General features: G+C 64.6%; 16 protein-coding genes. 10 read left to right on the plus strand and 6 right to left on the minus strand.

Annotated features, from left to right (window positions below; genetic code table 11):
* The first annotated feature begins 112 nt into the window (after window positions 1-112).
* The 3 genes from VGG47_RS10380 (at window position 113) to ftsH (ending at window position 4,349) form a co-directional block, all read left to right on the plus strand.
* Window positions 113-1,009, plus strand: coding sequence for a tetratricopeptide repeat protein (locus VGG47_RS10380; protein ID WP_331538167.1), 897 nt, complete (start codon window positions 113-115; stop codon window positions 1,007-1,009).
* A 147-nt stretch (window positions 1,010-1,156) separates the two neighbouring features.
* Window positions 1,157-2,323, plus strand: a complete 1,167-nt coding sequence (tilS, locus tag VGG47_RS10385) for a tRNA lysidine(34) synthetase TilS (RefSeq protein ID WP_331538169.1) — start codon at window positions 1,157-1,159, stop codon at window positions 2,321-2,323.
* Window positions 2,324-2,435: 112 nt separating this feature from the next.
* Entirely contained in the window at window positions 2,436-4,349 is a 1,914-nt protein-coding gene (gene ftsH / locus VGG47_RS10390; RefSeq protein ID WP_331538171.1) for an ATP-dependent zinc metalloprotease FtsH, read from the plus strand.
* Window positions 4,350-4,544: 195 nt separating this feature from the next.
* Here ftsH and panB read toward each other — a convergent pair whose 3' ends face one another.
* The 4 genes from panB to VGG47_RS10410 are packed head-to-tail and all read right to left on the minus strand — an operon-like array spanning window position 4,545 to window position 7,838.
* On the minus strand, window positions 4,545-5,324 hold the full coding sequence (gene panB / locus VGG47_RS10395) for a 3-methyl-2-oxobutanoate hydroxymethyltransferase (protein WP_331538173.1): 780 nt from the start codon (window positions 5,322-5,324) through the stop codon (window positions 4,545-4,547).
* The gene (locus VGG47_RS10400) at window positions 5,321-5,803 is read right to left on the minus strand and encodes a CinA family protein (protein WP_331538175.1); all 483 of its coding nucleotides are present in this window, start codon (window positions 5,801-5,803) and stop codon (window positions 5,321-5,323) included. The genes panB and VGG47_RS10400 overlap by 4 nt, the downstream gene beginning before the upstream one ends.
* A complete protein-coding gene (locus VGG47_RS10405; RefSeq protein ID WP_331538178.1) occupies window positions 5,800-6,249 on the minus strand; it encodes a phosphatidylglycerophosphatase A family protein in 450 nt (149 codons plus the stop codon). Before VGG47_RS10405 ends, VGG47_RS10400 begins: the two co-directional genes overlap by 4 nt.
* Entirely contained in the window at window positions 6,246-7,838 is a 1,593-nt protein-coding gene (locus VGG47_RS10410) for a lytic transglycosylase domain-containing protein (RefSeq protein WP_331538180.1), read from the minus strand. Before VGG47_RS10410 ends, VGG47_RS10405 begins: the two co-directional genes overlap by 4 nt.
* A gap of 108 nt (window positions 7,839-7,946) precedes the next feature.
* Here VGG47_RS10410 and dapA point away from each other — a divergent pair, with 108 nt between their 5' ends.
* The 3 genes from dapA to VGG47_RS10425 are packed head-to-tail and all read left to right on the plus strand — an operon-like array spanning window position 7,947 to window position 9,789.
* Window positions 7,947-8,825 (plus strand): 4-hydroxy-tetrahydrodipicolinate synthase, encoded by an 879-nt coding sequence (dapA, locus tag VGG47_RS10415; protein WP_331538182.1) that lies wholly within the window; start codon window positions 7,947-7,949, stop codon window positions 8,823-8,825.
* A complete protein-coding gene (smpB, locus tag VGG47_RS10420) occupies window positions 8,822-9,307 on the plus strand; it encodes an SsrA-binding protein SmpB (RefSeq protein WP_331538184.1) in 486 nt (161 codons plus the stop codon). The genes dapA and smpB overlap by 4 nt, the downstream gene beginning before the upstream one ends.
* Before the next feature lie 14 nt (window positions 9,308-9,321).
* Window positions 9,322-9,789, plus strand: coding sequence for a cupin domain-containing protein (locus tag VGG47_RS10425; RefSeq protein WP_331538186.1), 468 nt, complete (start codon window positions 9,322-9,324; stop codon window positions 9,787-9,789).
* Window positions 9,790-9,924: 135 nt separating this feature from the next.
* Here VGG47_RS10425 and VGG47_RS10430 read toward each other — a convergent pair whose 3' ends face one another.
* Window positions 9,925-10,602 carry a uracil-DNA glycosylase gene (locus tag VGG47_RS10430; protein ID WP_331538188.1) on the minus strand — a complete coding sequence of 226 codons (678 nt, stop codon included), beginning with the start codon at window positions 10,600-10,602 and terminating at the stop codon, window positions 9,925-9,927.
* A 29-nt stretch (window positions 10,603-10,631) separates the two neighbouring features.
* The gene (locus tag VGG47_RS10435) at window positions 10,632-11,204 is read right to left on the minus strand and encodes an NYN domain-containing protein (protein WP_331538190.1); all 573 of its coding nucleotides are present in this window, start codon (window positions 11,202-11,204) and stop codon (window positions 10,632-10,634) included.
* A 124-nt stretch (window positions 11,205-11,328) separates the two neighbouring features.
* On the opposite strand from VGG47_RS10435, the gene folK reads away from it, so the two are divergent.
* The 4 genes from folK to acpS all read left to right on the plus strand — a co-directional run bounded on the left by folK (window position 11,329) and on the right by acpS (window position 15,139).
* Window positions 11,329-11,829 carry a 2-amino-4-hydroxy-6-hydroxymethyldihydropteridine diphosphokinase gene (gene folK / locus VGG47_RS10440; protein WP_331538192.1) on the plus strand — a complete coding sequence of 167 codons (501 nt, stop codon included), beginning with the start codon at window positions 11,329-11,331 and terminating at the stop codon, window positions 11,827-11,829.
* A gap of 216 nt (window positions 11,830-12,045) precedes the next feature.
* Window positions 12,046-12,453 carry a DNA-directed RNA polymerase subunit omega gene (gene rpoZ / locus VGG47_RS10445; protein ID WP_331538194.1) on the plus strand — a complete coding sequence of 136 codons (408 nt, stop codon included), beginning with the start codon at window positions 12,046-12,048 and terminating at the stop codon, window positions 12,451-12,453.
* An 8-nt stretch (window positions 12,454-12,461) separates the two neighbouring features.
* Window positions 12,462-14,714, plus strand: coding sequence for a RelA/SpoT family protein (locus VGG47_RS10450; RefSeq protein ID WP_331538196.1), 2,253 nt, complete (start codon window positions 12,462-12,464; stop codon window positions 14,712-14,714).
* Entirely contained in the window at window positions 14,711-15,139 is a 429-nt protein-coding gene (gene acpS / locus VGG47_RS10455) for a holo-ACP synthase (protein WP_331538198.1), read from the plus strand. Before VGG47_RS10450 ends, acpS begins: the two co-directional genes overlap by 4 nt.
* Window positions 15,140-15,169 lie beyond the last annotated feature (30 nt).

A 15,169-nucleotide genomic window follows, 5' to 3' on the forward strand; every position in this document is an offset into this window, starting at 1 on the left:
CGTGTCGCGTGTCGGACCGGCGGCGCTTCTTGAACGAAGCGCCGCCGGTTTTGTTTTTGCACGTCAAGCGGTTATAACCGCTCTGGTTTCGTTCAAGCACCTGGATCCTTGCATGCGCCCTTATTTCTTCGCCGTCGCCGTTTTTGCCGCTTTGTTGCCGTTGGCCGCCCAGGCTCAGCCTGTCGTGCAGAGCCAGGAGGGCATCGCGTTGGAAAACCAGATTCTGCAACTGCAGCAGCAGGTGCAGCAGTTGCAGAGCAACGGCGGCGGTAATGGCGGTTCAGCCCTGGGGGGCGGGCAGGCGCTGCCGCCGCCTTCTTCCGGCGTGGGTGGGGCGCCCGATGGCGGCATGGTCGCGTCGTTGCTCAACCAGGTGAGCCAGCTGCAGACGCAGGTGGAGAAGCTGCGCGGCGATGTCGATACGCTGCAGAACCAGGTCAGCACGCAGAATGCCCAGACCCAACAGGAAATCGGCGATCTGAAATTCCAGATGTCGAATGGCCAGGGCGCGCAGGCGCAACCTGGCCAGGGCCCCGCACCGGGCCCGGAATCGGCGCCGCCCGGGCCGCCTCCGGCACAGGCGACTCGGCCGAACCCCCCGCCGCCGAACGCCGCCGCATCATCCTCGCCGCGGGTTTTGCTGCACACCGCGCAGCATGCTTTTGCCCAGCGTGACTTTGCCGGCGCCGAAGCCGCGTCCCGCGCCATCCTGGCCCATGCAGGCTCCAGCCCGGAAGCCTATCCCGCGCAGTTCCTGCTGGCGCAATCGCTGGCGGCGGAAGGCCGGCCGCAGGATGCCGCAATCGCCTATGACAATACCTACAACCTCAACCGTGCGGGGGCGGAGGCGCCAGCCTCCCTGCTGGGCCTCGCCAGATCCCTGGCGGCGATCCATCAGAACCAGGCGGCCTGCGAGACGCTGTCGTCGCTGAACAGCCAGTTCCCCTCGCTTCCCGATGGCATGGCGCAGCGGGTCGAGGCCGTGCGCCACCTGGCGCGGTGCTCGTAGCCACGAGAGCGGAAGTCTTCTTTTTGTGAACAAAAAGAAGCAAAAAAACTTTATTAATTTGGGCCATGGGCGTTGTCGCCGACACAGCCCATGGCCCAGCGGAACAAAAGTTTTTGCGCCGCTTTTTTCAAAAAGCGGCTGCTTTCCTTGACGACCCTGCCGGAGGCTTTCGCCGCGGCGATGGCCCGGCTTGGCCCGTTCACTGCTGTGCCGCGCCTGTCTGTGGCGGTGTCCGGCGGGGCCGACAGTTCCGCGCTGGCGCTGCTGGCCCAGGGCTGGGCGGCTGAGCGCGGTGGCGACGTTCTGGCCCTGATCGTCGATCACGGATTGCGGCAGGATTCGGCGGCGGAGGCGGCGTTGACCGCTTCACGGCTGCAGGGAAGCGGCATCGCCAGCCGGGTCTTGACCCTTGCCGATCTGCACGGGGCGGGGCTGCAGGAGCGGGCCCGGGCCGCGCGTTATGAAATTCTGGCTGCCGCCGCGCGCGATGCCGGACGGCCGCATCTGCTGCTCGGGCACCATGAAGCCGACCAGGCTGAGACGGTGGCGATGCGCGCCGCACGGGGCGCCGGCGGCGCCGAGGGCATGCCCGCCTGGTCCGCCCGCAGAGATGTTGTTCTGGTCCGCCCGTTGCTGCGCGTCGAACCAGGGGAGTTGCGCGTCTACTTGCGCGCGCGTGGGATCGGATGGGTCGAGGACCCGTCCAATCTCCTGCGCCGTTTCGAGCGCGTCCGCTGGCGTCAGGCTGGAGTCGCGCCGGCCGCCACGGAAGCCGCCGCCATGGCGCGACGAGTGGTGGAAATGGAAGCGGCAGCGTTTCTCGCCCGGGTTGCGACGTTCCATGGGGAAGGATTCGTTCGGCTCGACGCACCTTCCGCCCCAGCCTCAGCACTTGCGGCGCTGCTGCGCAGCGTCGGCGGCGCCGACTACAAGCCGCGCCAGGGGGCGGTGGCGGCGCTGGCGCAAAAGCTGCGCCCGGCCACGCTGGGGGGCGTGCGCGTCGTGCCGGCGGGCCGGCTCGGCTCGGGCTGGCTGCTATGCCGCGAGCCGGCAGCCTGCGCGCCACCGATCGAGGCTCGCGCAAGTGTGATTTGGGACCAGCGCTTCCGGCTGGACGCAGAGCCTCCGCCCGGCAGCCATTTCGGTGCGCTGGGCGCCGATGCCGCGCAGTTTCGGAAATTCAACGGATTGCCAACTTTGGTCCTGCGGACCATGCCCTGCTTGCGCGGGCCTGGCGACGGCGCGCCCCTGTTTCCGGTTCAGGCGCGCTTTTCGCCGCCTGCTCCCGTTACATCCCTCCCATTCTTTAGCTGAAGGCAATTAAATTGTACTGTCCTGTGAAATCAGTGCAGAGTGCCTACATCATGATGAATTCCAAGCCGCGAAGCCGTGGTGGCGCCTGTATGAAAGAATTGGATAAGGCTAGATGAATAATCTTGGTCGTAATATTGCGCTGTGGGTTGTGGTGGCGCTGTTCCTGGTCGTGCTGTTCAACGTCTTCCAGCCGTCGACCACGACGACAAATGCGACGCCGGTGGCCTATTCCAGCTTCCTGGACGAGGTGAAGAGCGGCCAGGTGCAGGACGTCACGATCTCGGGTCATGACGTCACCGGCACCACCAAGGACGGCAAGACCTTCGAGACCTACACGCCGGACGATCCGTCGCTGGTCAGTCGGCTGATCTCCGCGAATGTGCATGTCGAGGCCAAGCCGGAAGGAGATCCTATGAATCCCTTCCTGAAAGTGCTGATTTCCTGGGCGCCGATGCTGCTGCTGATCGGCGTGTGGATTTTCTTCATGCGGCAGATGCAGTCCGGCGGCGGCCGTGCCATGGGCTTTGGCAAGTCCCGCGCCCGCCTGCTGACCGAGAAGCAAGGCCGCATCACCTTCGAGGATGTCGCCGGCATCGACGAGGCCAAGAGCGAGCTGCAGGAGATCGTGGAATTCCTGCGCGACCCGCAGAAGTTCCAGCGTCTCGGCGGCAAGATCCCGAAAGGGTGCTTGCTGGTCGGCCCGCCCGGCACCGGTAAGACGCTGCTCGCCCGCGCCATCGCGGGTGAGGCGAACGTCCCGTTCTTCACCATCTCCGGCTCGGACTTCGTGGAAATGTTCGTCGGCGTCGGCGCCTCGCGCGTGCGCGACATGTTCGAGCAGGGCAAAAAGAACGCGCCGTGCATCATCTTCATCGATGAGATCGACGCGGTCGGCCGTCATCGCGGCGCCGGTCTCGGCGGCGGCAATGACGAGCGCGAGCAGACCCTGAACCAGATGCTGGTCGAGATGGACGGGTTCGAGAGCAATGAGGGCGTGATCCTCATCGCCGCCACCAACCGTCCGGACGTGCTGGACCCGGCCTTGCTGCGTCCCGGCCGCTTCGACCGCCAGGTCGTGGTGCCGAACCCGGACGTGATGGGCCGCGAGAAGATCCTCAAAGTGCATATGCGCAAGGTGCCTTTGGCTTCCGACGTGGACCCGAAGACCATCGCTCGCGGCACGCCTGGTTTCTCCGGCGCGGACCTCGCCAACCTAGTCAACGAGGCGGCGCTGTATGCGGCCCGCATCGGCAAGCGCGTCGTTGCCATGGCCGAGTTCGAGCACGCCAAGGACAAAGTGATGATGGGCGCGGAACGCCGCTCCCTGGTGATGTCCGACGACGAGAAGCGCATGACCGCCTATCACGAGGGCGGCCACGCGATCTGCTCGATCACCCTGCCGGAATGCGATCCCGTGCACAAAGCCACCATCATCCCGCGCGGCCGCGCGCTCGGCATGGTGATGTCGCTGCCCGAGGGGGATCGCTACTCCACCAGCAAGGCCAAGCTGCTGCAGCAGCTGATCATGGCGATGGGTGGCCGCGCCGCGGAAGAAATCGTGTTCGGTCCGGACAAGGTCTCCAACGGCGCGTCCGGCGACATCAAGATGGCGACGGACACCACCCGCCGGATGATCACCGAATGGGGCATGTCGGAAAAACTCGGCATGATCTCTTATGGCGATAACGGCCAGGAAGTATTCTTGGGTCACTCCGTGACGCAGAACAAGAACGTGTCCGAAGCCACCGCCCGCGAGATCGACACCGAGATCAAGGCCGTGATCGACCACGCTTATGCCGAGGCCAAGCGTATCCTGACCGAACGCCGGGAAGATCTGGAAGCCCTCGCGAAAGGGCTGCTGGAATACGAGACGCTCTCCGGCGATGAGATCCAGCAGGTGCTGCGCGGCGAAAAGATCATCCGCAAGGTGGTCGACGAGCCCGCCTCGGACCGCAGCCGCGCCTCCGTGCCGACCTCCGCGCCGCGCCCGGACGTGCCGGGCGGCCTCGGGCCGGTGCCGGCTTAAGGAAGATAATAGGCAAGGGGCTCCGCCCCTTGACCCCGCCGGGGCCGAAAGGCCCCGGACCCCACAAATAAAAACGGCGCCTCACGGCGCCGTTTTTATTTGTGGGCCATGGGCGTCGTCGCCGACAACGCCCATGGCCCAGCATAACAAAGTTTTTTTGCTACTTTTTGTTCACAAAAAGTAGTGCTTCGCTTCTTAGCTTGTCGGGAACTTCACGCTGCGGACGTCGTCGGCGTAATCCGCCATGGCCTGCTGGATCAGTTTCGCGCCGTCCAGATAGGCTTTGGCGAAGGCTGGGACATGGTCCTGGTTCAGCCCCAGCACGTCGTGCAGCACCAGCACCTGGCCGTCCGTGCCTGGCCCGGCGCCGATGCCGATGGTCGGCGCCGCGATGCGCTGGGTGATTTCGGTGGCGAGCGGCGAGGGGATCGCCTCCATCAGCACGATGCGCGCGCCGGCTTCGGCGAAAGCGATCGCGTCCTGCAGCAGCCGCGCTGCCCCCTCCGGCGTCTTGCCTTGGCGCTTGAAGCCGCCGAACTGGCGCACATACTGCGGCGTCAGCCCGATATGCGCGCACACAGGCACCGCCCGCGCCGACAGATAGGCCACGGTCTCGACCATCGCCTCGCCGCCTTCCAGCTTCACGATATCCGCGCCGGCCTTGATCAGCCGTGTGGCGCTGGCCAGTGCCTGGGCTGGGCTCTGCTCGTAGCTGCCGAACGGCAGGTCGGACATCAGCAGCGCCTTCTGCACGCCCTTGGCGACGATGCGTGTGTGATATTCTATCTGTTCCAGGCTGACGCGCAGCGTGTCGGCATCGCCGGCCACCACCATGCCGAGCGAGTCGCCGACCAGAATCGCATCGATCCCCGCCGCATCCGCCATCCGCGCGAACGGATAGTCATAGGCGGTGATCATGCTCATCTTGCGGCCATCGCGCTTGGCTTTGTCCCAGGCGCCGAGATTCTTACTCATGAATTTGCTCCATCCCATAATAGCTGCAGGGCGAATAGCGTGCTGGCCGTGCGGATTGCCTGGCGGTCGCCGGGAAACAGCCGGTGGTGGGTAAAAACCTGGCCGTCCGCGGTGGCGAGCCCGAACCAGACGGTGCCGACCGGCTTTTCCGGGCTGCCGCCATCCGGCCCGGCGACGCCGGTGACCGACACCGCCAGATCCACCCCGGCGCGTTGTTTGGCACCCTGCGCCATGAGCCGCGCCACCGCCTCCGACACTGCCCCGACCGAGTCGATCAGCGCCGCCGGTACGCCCACCAGCTCGGTTTTCGCGGCGTTGGAATAGGTGACGAAGCCGCGATCGAGCACCGCGGATGAGCCGGGCACCGAGGTGATGGAAGCGGCGACCATACCGCCGGTGCAGCTTTCCGCCGTCGCGACCGTCAGATTCTTGGTCCGGCAGAGACGCACTAGTTTTTCTGAGAGGGCATCGGTGTTCATAACGGAAAGACCATACGGATGAGGAGCAGAACAATCGCGGCGGCGATGCCGGCCAGCCAGTCATCGCCCATGACGCCCCAGGCATCGTGGCGGGCATCCGCCCAGGCGATCGGGCCGAGCTTGGTGATGTCGAAAAAGCGGAAGGCGATGAAGGCCAGCACCAGCCCGGCGAACGTGACATGCGGAAGGACCAGCAGCGGAATCATCTGCCCGGCGATCTCATCGATCACGATCCAGCCCGGATCGGCGCGTCCCTCGCCGAGCGCGCTGATCGACCACACGCCGAGCAGGCTGAACACGAGGATGCCCACGACCAGCGCCACGTGACCCAAAGCGAGGACCAGAACAGCGCCGATGAGCAGCCCGACCAGGGACCCCGCCGTACCGGGTGCTGCCGGTGCGTAGCCGGCGCCGAAACCGCTCGCGAGCAGGCGCGAAAACGTCACTTTGGCATCCACGGCGTGAGCGGATCGTCGGTCGTGCCGTGCAGCAGCGCCTGGTAGACGACGATGCTCTCGGTTACGCGCTGCACGTAATTGCGGGTCTCGTTGAAGGGGATTTCTTCCACCCAGTCGATGATATCGGCGCCGCCGGCTTGAGAGCCCAGTTCCGGGTCGCCGTTGCTCGCCAGCCAGTGCGCGACATTGGTCGGGCCGGCATTGTAGGCGGCGATGGCGAGCGGCAGGCAATTGCCGAAATCCTTGATCAGCCCCGAGAAATAGGCGCTGCCGATCTGCATGTTCTCCTGCGGATCGAACAGGTTGTCGCTGTAGGGGATGCCGTCCTGGAGGGCGGTGTGTCGCGCCGTGGCCGGCATCAGCTGCATCAGCCCGATCGCGCCGGCACCGGAGACCACGGTCGGATCGAAACTGCTTTCCTGCCGCATGATGCCGTAGGCGATGGCGGCGGGCAGATCGTCGTCGGGCGGGTCGACGGGCATCGGCCAGCCTTCGCGCACCAGCATCTGTCCGGAGATGCCGGCGGTGCGCGCCACCGACACCGCGCTCGAGGGCAGGCCAAGCCCCAGCGCCAGCCGTGCCGCCAGCTCGCGGGTCCGGTCATCGGCGGCGACCACGCCGATTCGGTCGAGGAAGATTTGCGCGTCGCGCGGGTCGTCCATCTGCATCAGCAGCACCGCCGCGCGCGGCAGTTCCATCAGCGCGAAGTCCAGAGCTTCCCCGGCCGAGAAAGCCGGTTCGCCGGCGCGCAAAATCCGGGCGGCGAGCTGTTGCGGCGTGTCGCCGAGCGCCAGTGCTGCGAGCTGGCCGTAATAGGTGTCAGGATATTGCGCGGCCCGGGCGTAATCGGCCTGGGCCGCCGCGCCACTGTCGCTCCGGCCCAGCCAATACCAGGCGCGGGCCTGGGTGATGGCGGCGGTGGACGAGGTTGCAAGGTCGTTGAACCAGGTCGCCGCTTCCGCAGGCTCGTTCAGGAAGCGCAGGAGCAGGAACCCGGCGAGGAAGTCGCGGTCGCCGATCTGGCCGCGCGCGGTCTCGCCGGCGATGGGCGGGTTCACGGCGGTCACCACGGAATAGGCATCCTTAGCGTCGCCGGAAGCGAGCAAGGCGCGGGCCAGCTCATTCTGCGCCGGCCAGAACATCAGGCGCTGCTCGGCATCGGCCGCGTCGGCCGCCGCCTTGCCCTGGGATGTCCAAAGTGCTGCGGCGGCGCTGTCCTGCCCGGCGTCGTGCAGGGCCTCGACCTGTTGCAGGAAGGCCGGCCTGACTTCCGGAATTTCCTCCGGGATAATCCCTGCAGCCTCCTGTTCGCGCAAAGCGAGCAGCCCTTGTTCCGGCCAGTCCGGATTCTGCGCGATGAAGGTCCGGATCTCGTCGGCCGTGCCGCCGCCGGGATCGAGCAGGCGAAAAAAGGTCACCAGTTTCTGCGTCAGCGGATCGCCGGTGGCCGCCGCCAAGGCGGTGGCGGCGCTGAAATTTCCGGCGTTGACGTCGGTCATGATCTGCGGGGAGGCAGGACCCTGCGCCCAGGCGAGGGCGGGTAGCGCAGCGAACAGCAGGACGCCAAAAACTCTCATACGCGCCGTTCTAGCAGGCCCTGGGTTGCAGGCCATCCCCCACGGGATTACGTGATCCTTTACGCGCGTCGTGGCCGGCAGGGCCTGCGCCTGTGATGGGGAAAAACAATGTTTCACGGTTCACTAACCGCTCTGGTGACGCCGATGCTTAGCGATGGCCGCATCGACGATGACGCCTTGGTGCGACTGATCGACTGGCAGATCGCCGAAGGCACGCAGGGGCTGGTGCCGGTGGGCACCACCGGCGAATCGCCGACCTTGTCGCATGAGGAGCATAAACGTGTGGTGGAGCTGACCATCGCCAAGGCGAAGGGCAGGGTGCCGGTGATCGCCGGTGCCGGTTCCAACTCCACCGCCGAGGCGATCAGCCTGGCGACGCACGCGAAACAGGCCGGCGCCGACGCCGTGCTGGTCGTCACCCCGTATTATAACAAGCCGACCCAGGAAGGCCTGTACCGCCACTACAAGGCGATCATCGATGCCGCCGATATTCCGGTGATCATCTACAACATCCCCGGCCGCTCGGTGATCGACATGTCGGTGGAGACCATGGCGCGCTTGGCGCAGGAGAAGAACATCGTCGGCGTGAAGGACGCGACCGCGAACCTGACCCGCCCGCTGCACACCACCCGCGCCTGCGGCGCCGGGTTCACCCAGCTCTCGGGTGAGGACCATACGGCGCTCAGCTTCCTCGCCTCCGGCGGGCATGGCTGCATCTCGGTGACCGCCAACATCGCGCCCCGACTCTGCGCCGAGATGCATGCGGCCTGGGCCAAGGGCGACCTCGCCCAGGCGATGGCGATCCAGCAGCGCCTGGTGCCGCTGCATGATGCGATGTTCACCGAGAGCAATCCCGGCCCGGTGAAATACGCGGCGTCCCTGCTCGGCTTCGGCACCAATACCTGCCGCCTGCCGCTCGCCCCGGTCAGTGCCGCCACCGAAGAGAAGATGCGCGCCGCGATGGTGGAAGTGGGGCTGCTGACTTGACCGAACGCGAGAAGAGCAAGTCGGGCTATATCTCGCACGGCATCGCCTCGCAGAACCGCAAGGCGCGCTTCGACTATAAGATTCTCTCCACCGTCGAGGCCGGCATCGTGCTCAAGGGCGTGGAGGTGAAATCGCTGCGCCTCGGCCGCGCCACGCTGACCGAGGCGTGGGCCGGCGAGCGCGATGGCGAGCTTTATCTCTTCAACGCCTATATTCCGGAATACCAGGGCGGGGTGCTGTCGCGCTTCGAGGTGCGCGGCCCGCGCAAGCTGCTGGTGAAAAAAAAGGAACGCGGGCAGCTTTTCGGGGCCATCTCCCGCGACGGTGCGACGGTGGTGCCGCTGGACATCCATTTCAATCCGCGCGGCCTGGCGAAAGTCACGCTCGGCATCGCCGAAGGCAAGCAGAAGCACGACAAGCGCCACGCGGTCGCGGCACGGGACTGGCAGCGCGACAAGGCCAGGCTGCTGCGCAATCGGTAAGGGGGGGGGACAGCATGGACGCTGAGTATTGGCGCGAGCATGGCGTGCAGGTGATCAAGGCCGGCACGCTCGATGCAAATACCGCGCAGACACCGGGCATGCATCGCGAGGCTGCGATCAATGCCGCCCGCGTTGGGGCGCAGAAAATCTGGGCCGGGACGGTGAAGATCGACGCCAACGCCAAAACCGGCGCGCATCACCACGGCGCGCTGGAAAGCGTGATCTACGTGATCCGTGGCCAGGCGCGGATGCGCTGGGGTGAAAAACTCGAATATGTCGCCGAGGCCGGGCCGGGCGATTTCATTTTCGTGCCGCCTTACGTGCCGCATCAGGAAATCAACGCCTCCACCGACGAGCCGCTGGAATGCGTGCTGGTGCGTTCGGATAACGAGGCGGTCGTGGTTAATCTCGATATCGAGCCGGTGGAAAAACCTGAAGAGGTGGCCTGGATCGATTCGATTCATCGCAAGGAAGTTAAGTAGCCGCTTTTTAAAAAAAGCGGCGCAAAAATTTTTGTTGTGCTGGGCCATGGGCGTTGGCGCCGACAACGCCCATGGCCCAAAGTAGCAAAGTTTTTTGCTACTTTTTGTTCACAAAAAGTAGTCTTCTTATTTCTTCTAGTGATCTAGCTTAATAAACTCCCTGATCTCCGCGACGACGTTTTCAAACATCTGAGGCGTCAGGCGGCGCGTGCTCGTGTTGTAGCGGGAGACGTGATAGCTGTTGAACAGCAGCACAGAACCCGCCTCATGCTGGGCGCCGTGGGTGAATTTATGCGCAGCGGCGCGGGCGCCCAGCGCGCGCAGGCTCATCAGATGTGCGACGGTGCCTAAGGTGAGGATCGCGCGCAGGCGCGGCATGGCGGCGATTTCCGCCACGAGAAAAGGGTTGCAGGCTTTATCTTCCGCCGGTGTCGGCCGGTTCTGTGGTGGCACGCAGCGCACCGCGTTGGTGACGCGGCAGTTGCGCAAAGTAAGCCCGTCATCCGGGCGCTCCAGATAAGAGCCGGTGGCGAAACCGAATTTGATCAACGTGTGATAGAGCAGCACGCCGGCATAGTCGCCGGTGAACGGCCGGCCGGTGCGGTTGGCGCCGCGCACGCCGGGGGCCAGACCCACGATCAAGAGTTCCGCGTCCAGCGCGCCGAAACTCGGCACCGGCGCATTATGCCAGTCCGGTTCCTTGCCCCGGTTCTCGATGCGATAGGTGACCAGGCGCGGACATAAGGGGCAGTCCCGGCCGGGATCGATCTGATCCGCGGCCGCGGTGGCGTGCCGTGTCGTGTGGTTTGGCATTCAAAAATTCCGCTGGAATGCTGAAAAAATCAGTCGTCGGCTTCGCCGCGGCCGGCGCGGGTGCGCGGCTCGTTGGCGCGCCGGCTGAATTCCGGCGCGATATCGGCAAGGTCGAGAAATTGGTCAGCCTGGCGCCGCAACTCATCGGCGATCATTGGCGGGCTGGTCTTGATCGTGGAGACGACGGACACGCGCACACCTTTACGTTGCACAGCCTCAACCAAACGGCGGAAATCGGAATCGCCGGAGAACAGGATCACATGGTCGAGTCTCGGCGCCAGCTCGAGCATGTCGATCGCCAGCTCGATATCCATATTTCCCTTGATCCGCCTGCGACCCTGCGCATCGGTGAACTCCTTGGCCGGCTTGGTCACCAGGCTATAGCCATTATAGGCCAGCCAGTCGGTCAACGGTTTGAGGGGGGAATATTCCTCGGTTTCCAGGAGGGCCGAATAATAATAAGCGCGGATCAGGTTCAGTTCGGCGCCAAAATAGTCGAGCAGCTTGCGATAATCGATGTCAAAGCCCAGGCTTCTCGTCGCCGCATAGAGATTTGCCCCGTCGATGAACAACGCGGTCCGTTCTTGCGCGGCGAATCTCATGCGATGGCTCTCTTCGGTAAAAAGTTCTGTGAATTTCATATACACATATCTGGAAAATGTTAGATGAGTAGCACTTACATATTTTAACAAAATTGCGTGGGGTTGGCGTGCGGGGGCTTGTTCGATGATTCTTGTGGCCGTGGGCGCCAATCTGCCCCTGGATGGTGGGTTGCCGATCGCGACATGTCGCGCCGCCGCCGCCGCCATTCGCCAGATTCCCGGTTTGAGTTTTATTGCGGAATCCGCGTGGTATCGCTCGCCGTCAATGCCGCGCGCGGATCAGCCGGATTATTGCAATGGCATCCTGCGGTTGCAGGGCGAGGTCGATCCGGCCTGGCTGCTGGCGCAACTGCAGGCGATTGAAAACCGCTATGGAAGGCAGAGATCGGTCCCGAACGCGGCCCGTACGCTCGATCTCGATATCATCGACATCAACGGTCTCGTGCGCGCCACACCCGATCCAATCCTGCCGCATCCGCGCGCGCATCAACGGGCTTTCGTGCTGCGGCCGATCCTGGATGTGGCCCCGGCCTGGCGCCACCCGGCGTTGCAGAGCAGCGTCGTCACGCTGCTCGCCGAGTTGCCGCCGCAGGAGATCAGCCTTTGGGAGGAAAACAGGAAGTGAAGGCTACTTTTTGTGAACAAAAAGTAGCAAAAAAACTTTATTAACCTGGGCCATGGGCGTTGTCTCAGACACAGCCCGTAGCCCAGCATAAAAGAAGTTTTTGCGCCGCTTTTTTCAAAAAGCGGCTACTTTCCTTTCTCTGTCACCCTCCAGGCTTGCATCGCGGCGGCGCGCTTGGTAGATCACGCGTTCAATTCCCTGCCTGGAGCGTATCGGATGGCCCGCGTCACCGTTGAAGACTGCGTTTTGAAAGTGCCGAACCGGTTTGAACTGGTTCTACTGGCGGCGCAGCGTGCCCGCAACATCAGCCGTGGCGAGCAGCTCACCATCGACCGCGACAACGACAAGAACCCCGTCGTCGCCCTGCGCGAAATCGCGGACGAAACGCTGACGCTGTCCGAGCTGGAGCAGGATCTGGTGAAATCCCTGTCCCGCGTGCCCGAGCCGGAGCCGGTGGACGAGGAAGTGCTCGACCTGATCCCGACCGACCAGAACATTTTCGGCCTGCAGGATGTCTCCGCCGAGGAAGAGGCCGCCGCCATGGCTGCCGAGGGCGAGGAAATGTCGCCCGAGGATATCCAGGCAGCGATCGAGGCTGAGCTCGGCGGCAAGACCCGCCGCTGAGTTGCGCCATGGCAGGCTATCGAAGCCCTAGCCTGCTATTCGCGCCCGAGGGGCTGGCCGGTGCCAGCCCGCATCCCGAACTGAGCGGCCTGCTCTCGCGCATCGCCACCTATGATAGCAAGGTCGATCCTGTTGTCATCGATGACGCGTACGGCGTCGCCTTCGATGCGCATGCGGCGCAGAAGCGCGATAATGGTGAGCCCTACATAACCCATCCCTTGGCGGTGGCGACGATCCTGGCCGGCTACCGGCTGGACTCGTCCTCCATCGTCACGGCCTTGCTGCATGACGTGATCGAGGACACGCCCGTCACGCTCGCGGCCGTGCAAAAACGCTTCGGCGCCGAGGTGGCGGGGCTGGTCGACGGCGTCACCAAGCTCACCCGGCTGGAATTGCAGTCGGACCGCACCAAGCAGGCGGAGAATTTCCGCAAGCTGGTCCTGGCGATGAGCAAGGACATCCGCGTGCTCATCGTCAAGCTCGCGGACCGGCTGCACAACATGCGCACCATGAACGCTGTGCGTGCGCCGGAGCGGCGCCAGCGCATCGCCCGCGAGACGATGGAAATCTATGCGCCGCTGGCCGAGCGCATCGGCATGGAAGCGGTGAAGACCGAGCTGCAGACGCGCTCCTTCGCCGAGCTCGACCCCGAGGCCTATGACACGATCCAGGCCCGCCTGAATTTTCTGCGCGGCCAGGGTGCGGATGTCATCGAGGAGGTGCGCCAGGAACTGCTGCGCGTCTGCCGCGAGGCCGACATCGAGGTTTTGGAGATCGCCGGGCGTGAAAAATCGCCTTATTCCATCTGGGAGAAGATGCAGCGGCGCAATGTCGCCTTCGAGCAGCTCTCCGACATCATGGCCTTTCGCATCATCGTGCCGACGCGCGAGGCCTGCTACGTGGCGCTGGGTGCCATCCATGCCGCCTATCCGGTCATCGCCGGGCGTTTCAAGGACTATATTTCGACGCCCAAGGCCAACGGCTACCAGTCGCTGCACACCGGCGTGACGCTGCGCCACCCGCGCAACCAAAAGATCGAACTCCAGATTCGCACCGCGGAAATGCAGGTGATCGCGGAAAACGGTGTCGCCGCGCATTGGCTGTACAAGCAGGCCGACGCCTCGCAGGCGGACCTGAAACAGTTCCGCTGGGTGCAGGACCTGCTGGAAATTCTTGAAAACTCCGCCGCCCCTGACGAGTTTCTCGAAAACACCAAGCTCGAGCTCTACCAGGACCAGGTGTTCTGCTTCACGCCAAAGGGGCAGCTGATCCAGCTGCCGCGGGGCGCCACCTCGGTTGATTTCGCCTATGCCGTGCACAGCCAGATCGGCGATAGCTGCGTCGGCGCGCGCATCAACGGCCGTTTGATGCCGCTGCGCTACGAGCTGCAAAACGGCGATCAGGTGGAGATTCTCACCGCGCGCGGCGGCACGCCGTCGCCGGCCTGGGAGCGGTTCGTCGTCACCGGCAAAGCGCGCGCCAGAATCCGCCGCTTCCTGGCGCAGCAGATGCGCGAGCAGCATCGCGACGCCGGCAAGTCGGCGCTGGCCAAGGCGTTCCGCCAGGAAGGCCTGGACGGTTCGGAAAAAGTGCTGGAAACCACGGTCAAGACGCTCAAGCAGGCGTCGCTCGACGATCTCTACGTCGCGGTCGATACCGGCATCATCGGCGCCAAGGAGGTGGTCCACACCGCCTACCCGGAACTGCGCGAGCAACGCGCGCCGCGCATGCTGCCGGGCTTCATGGGTCAGGGGCTCACCGCACGCTCGCCGCGTCATACCGGTGTGGCCGATACCGGCATGCCGATTACCGGCCTCGTCGCCGGTATGGACGTGCATTACGCCGGTTGCTGCCACCCGTTGCCCGGCGACAAGATTGTCGGCATCGTCGCCACCGGCAAGGGCGTGACGGTGCACACCAAGGATTGCGCGACGCTGGAAACATTCGCCGCCACGCCGGAACGGTTCATCGACGTGGATTGGGACGCGGACGTGATCGCCCGCAGCGACCGCAAATCCGGCCGCTTCGTCGGCCGCGTCAGTGTCATCGCGAGCAACAGTTCCGGCGCGCTCGCGGCGCTGACCAACGCCGTCGCGAAGCAGGAAGGCGCCATTTCCAATCTCAAGGTTGTGCACCGGCAGCAGGATTTCTTCGAGGCGCTGGTCGATGTGGAGGTGCGCGACGTGCGGCACCTCTCCCAGGTCATCGCCGGGCTGCGCGGCGCCCCCGGCATTGCACAGGTGGAGCGCGCGAAGACATGATCATCGGCCTCGGTTCCGACATCTGCGACATCCGCCGCATCGAGGCGAGCCTGGCGCGCTTTGGCGAGCGCTTCACCTTACGAATCTTCTCCGAGGTCGAGCGCGCGCGGTCGGAGCGGCGGGTGCATGCCAGGGCGGCCAGCTACGCCAAGCGCTTCGCCGCGAAGGAAGCCTGCGCCAAGGCGCTCGGCACCGGTTTCCGGCGCGGCGTGTTCTTTTCGGATCTGCGGGTGACGAACCTGGACAGCGGCCAGCCGACCATGTCCCTGCATGGCGGCGCGCTGGCGCGGCTCGCGGTGTTGATCCCGCCGGGCCATGCGCCGCACATCGCCGTCTCGCTGACGGATGAATATCCGTATGCGTACGCTCAGGTGATCATTTCCGCGGAGCCGTTGGTGGAAGCGAGACAAGCAGCCGCTTTTTGAAAAAAGCGGCGCAAAAATTTTTTTTATGCT

The organism is Acidocella sp., from assembly GCF_036489515.1.
In the GTDB taxonomy this organism is placed as follows: domain Bacteria; phylum Pseudomonadota; class Alphaproteobacteria; order Acetobacterales; family Acetobacteraceae; genus Acidocella.

Excerpts from the sequence above, each read along its gene's own strand:
- VGG47_RS10380 (WP_331538167.1), top strand. The coding sequence starts at position 113 with ATGCGCCCTTATTTCTTCGCCGTCGCCGTTTTTGCCGCTTTGTTGCCG.
- ftsH (WP_331538171.1), top strand. The coding sequence starts at position 2,436 with ATGAATAATCTTGGTCGTAATATTGCGCTGTGGGTTGTGGTGGCGCTG.
- panB (WP_331538173.1), bottom strand. The coding sequence starts at position 5,324 with ATGAGTAAGAATCTCGGCGCCTGGGACAAAGCCAAGCGCGATGGCCGC.
- VGG47_RS10400 (WP_331538175.1), bottom strand. The coding sequence starts at position 5,803 with ATGAACACCGATGCCCTCTCAGAAAAACTAGTGCGTCTCTGCCGGACC.
- VGG47_RS10410 (WP_331538180.1), bottom strand. The coding sequence starts at position 7,838 with ATGAGAGTTTTTGGCGTCCTGCTGTTCGCTGCGCTACCCGCCCTCGCC.
- dapA (WP_331538182.1), top strand. The coding sequence starts at position 7,947 with ATGTTTCACGGTTCACTAACCGCTCTGGTGACGCCGATGCTTAGCGAT.
- VGG47_RS10425 (WP_331538186.1), top strand. The coding sequence starts at position 9,322 with ATGGACGCTGAGTATTGGCGCGAGCATGGCGTGCAGGTGATCAAGGCC.
- VGG47_RS10430 (WP_331538188.1), bottom strand. The coding sequence starts at position 10,602 with ATGCCAAACCACACGACACGGCACGCCACCGCGGCCGCGGATCAGATC.
- VGG47_RS10435 (WP_331538190.1), bottom strand. The coding sequence starts at position 11,204 with ATGAGATTCGCCGCGCAAGAACGGACCGCGTTGTTCATCGACGGGGCA.
- folK (WP_331538192.1), top strand. The coding sequence starts at position 11,329 with ATGATTCTTGTGGCCGTGGGCGCCAATCTGCCCCTGGATGGTGGGTTG.
- rpoZ (WP_331538194.1), top strand. The coding sequence starts at position 12,046 with ATGGCCCGCGTCACCGTTGAAGACTGCGTTTTGAAAGTGCCGAACCGG.
- VGG47_RS10450 (WP_331538196.1), top strand. The coding sequence starts at position 12,462 with ATGGCAGGCTATCGAAGCCCTAGCCTGCTATTCGCGCCCGAGGGGCTG.
- acpS (WP_331538198.1), top strand. The coding sequence starts at position 14,711 with ATGATCATCGGCCTCGGTTCCGACATCTGCGACATCCGCCGCATCGAG.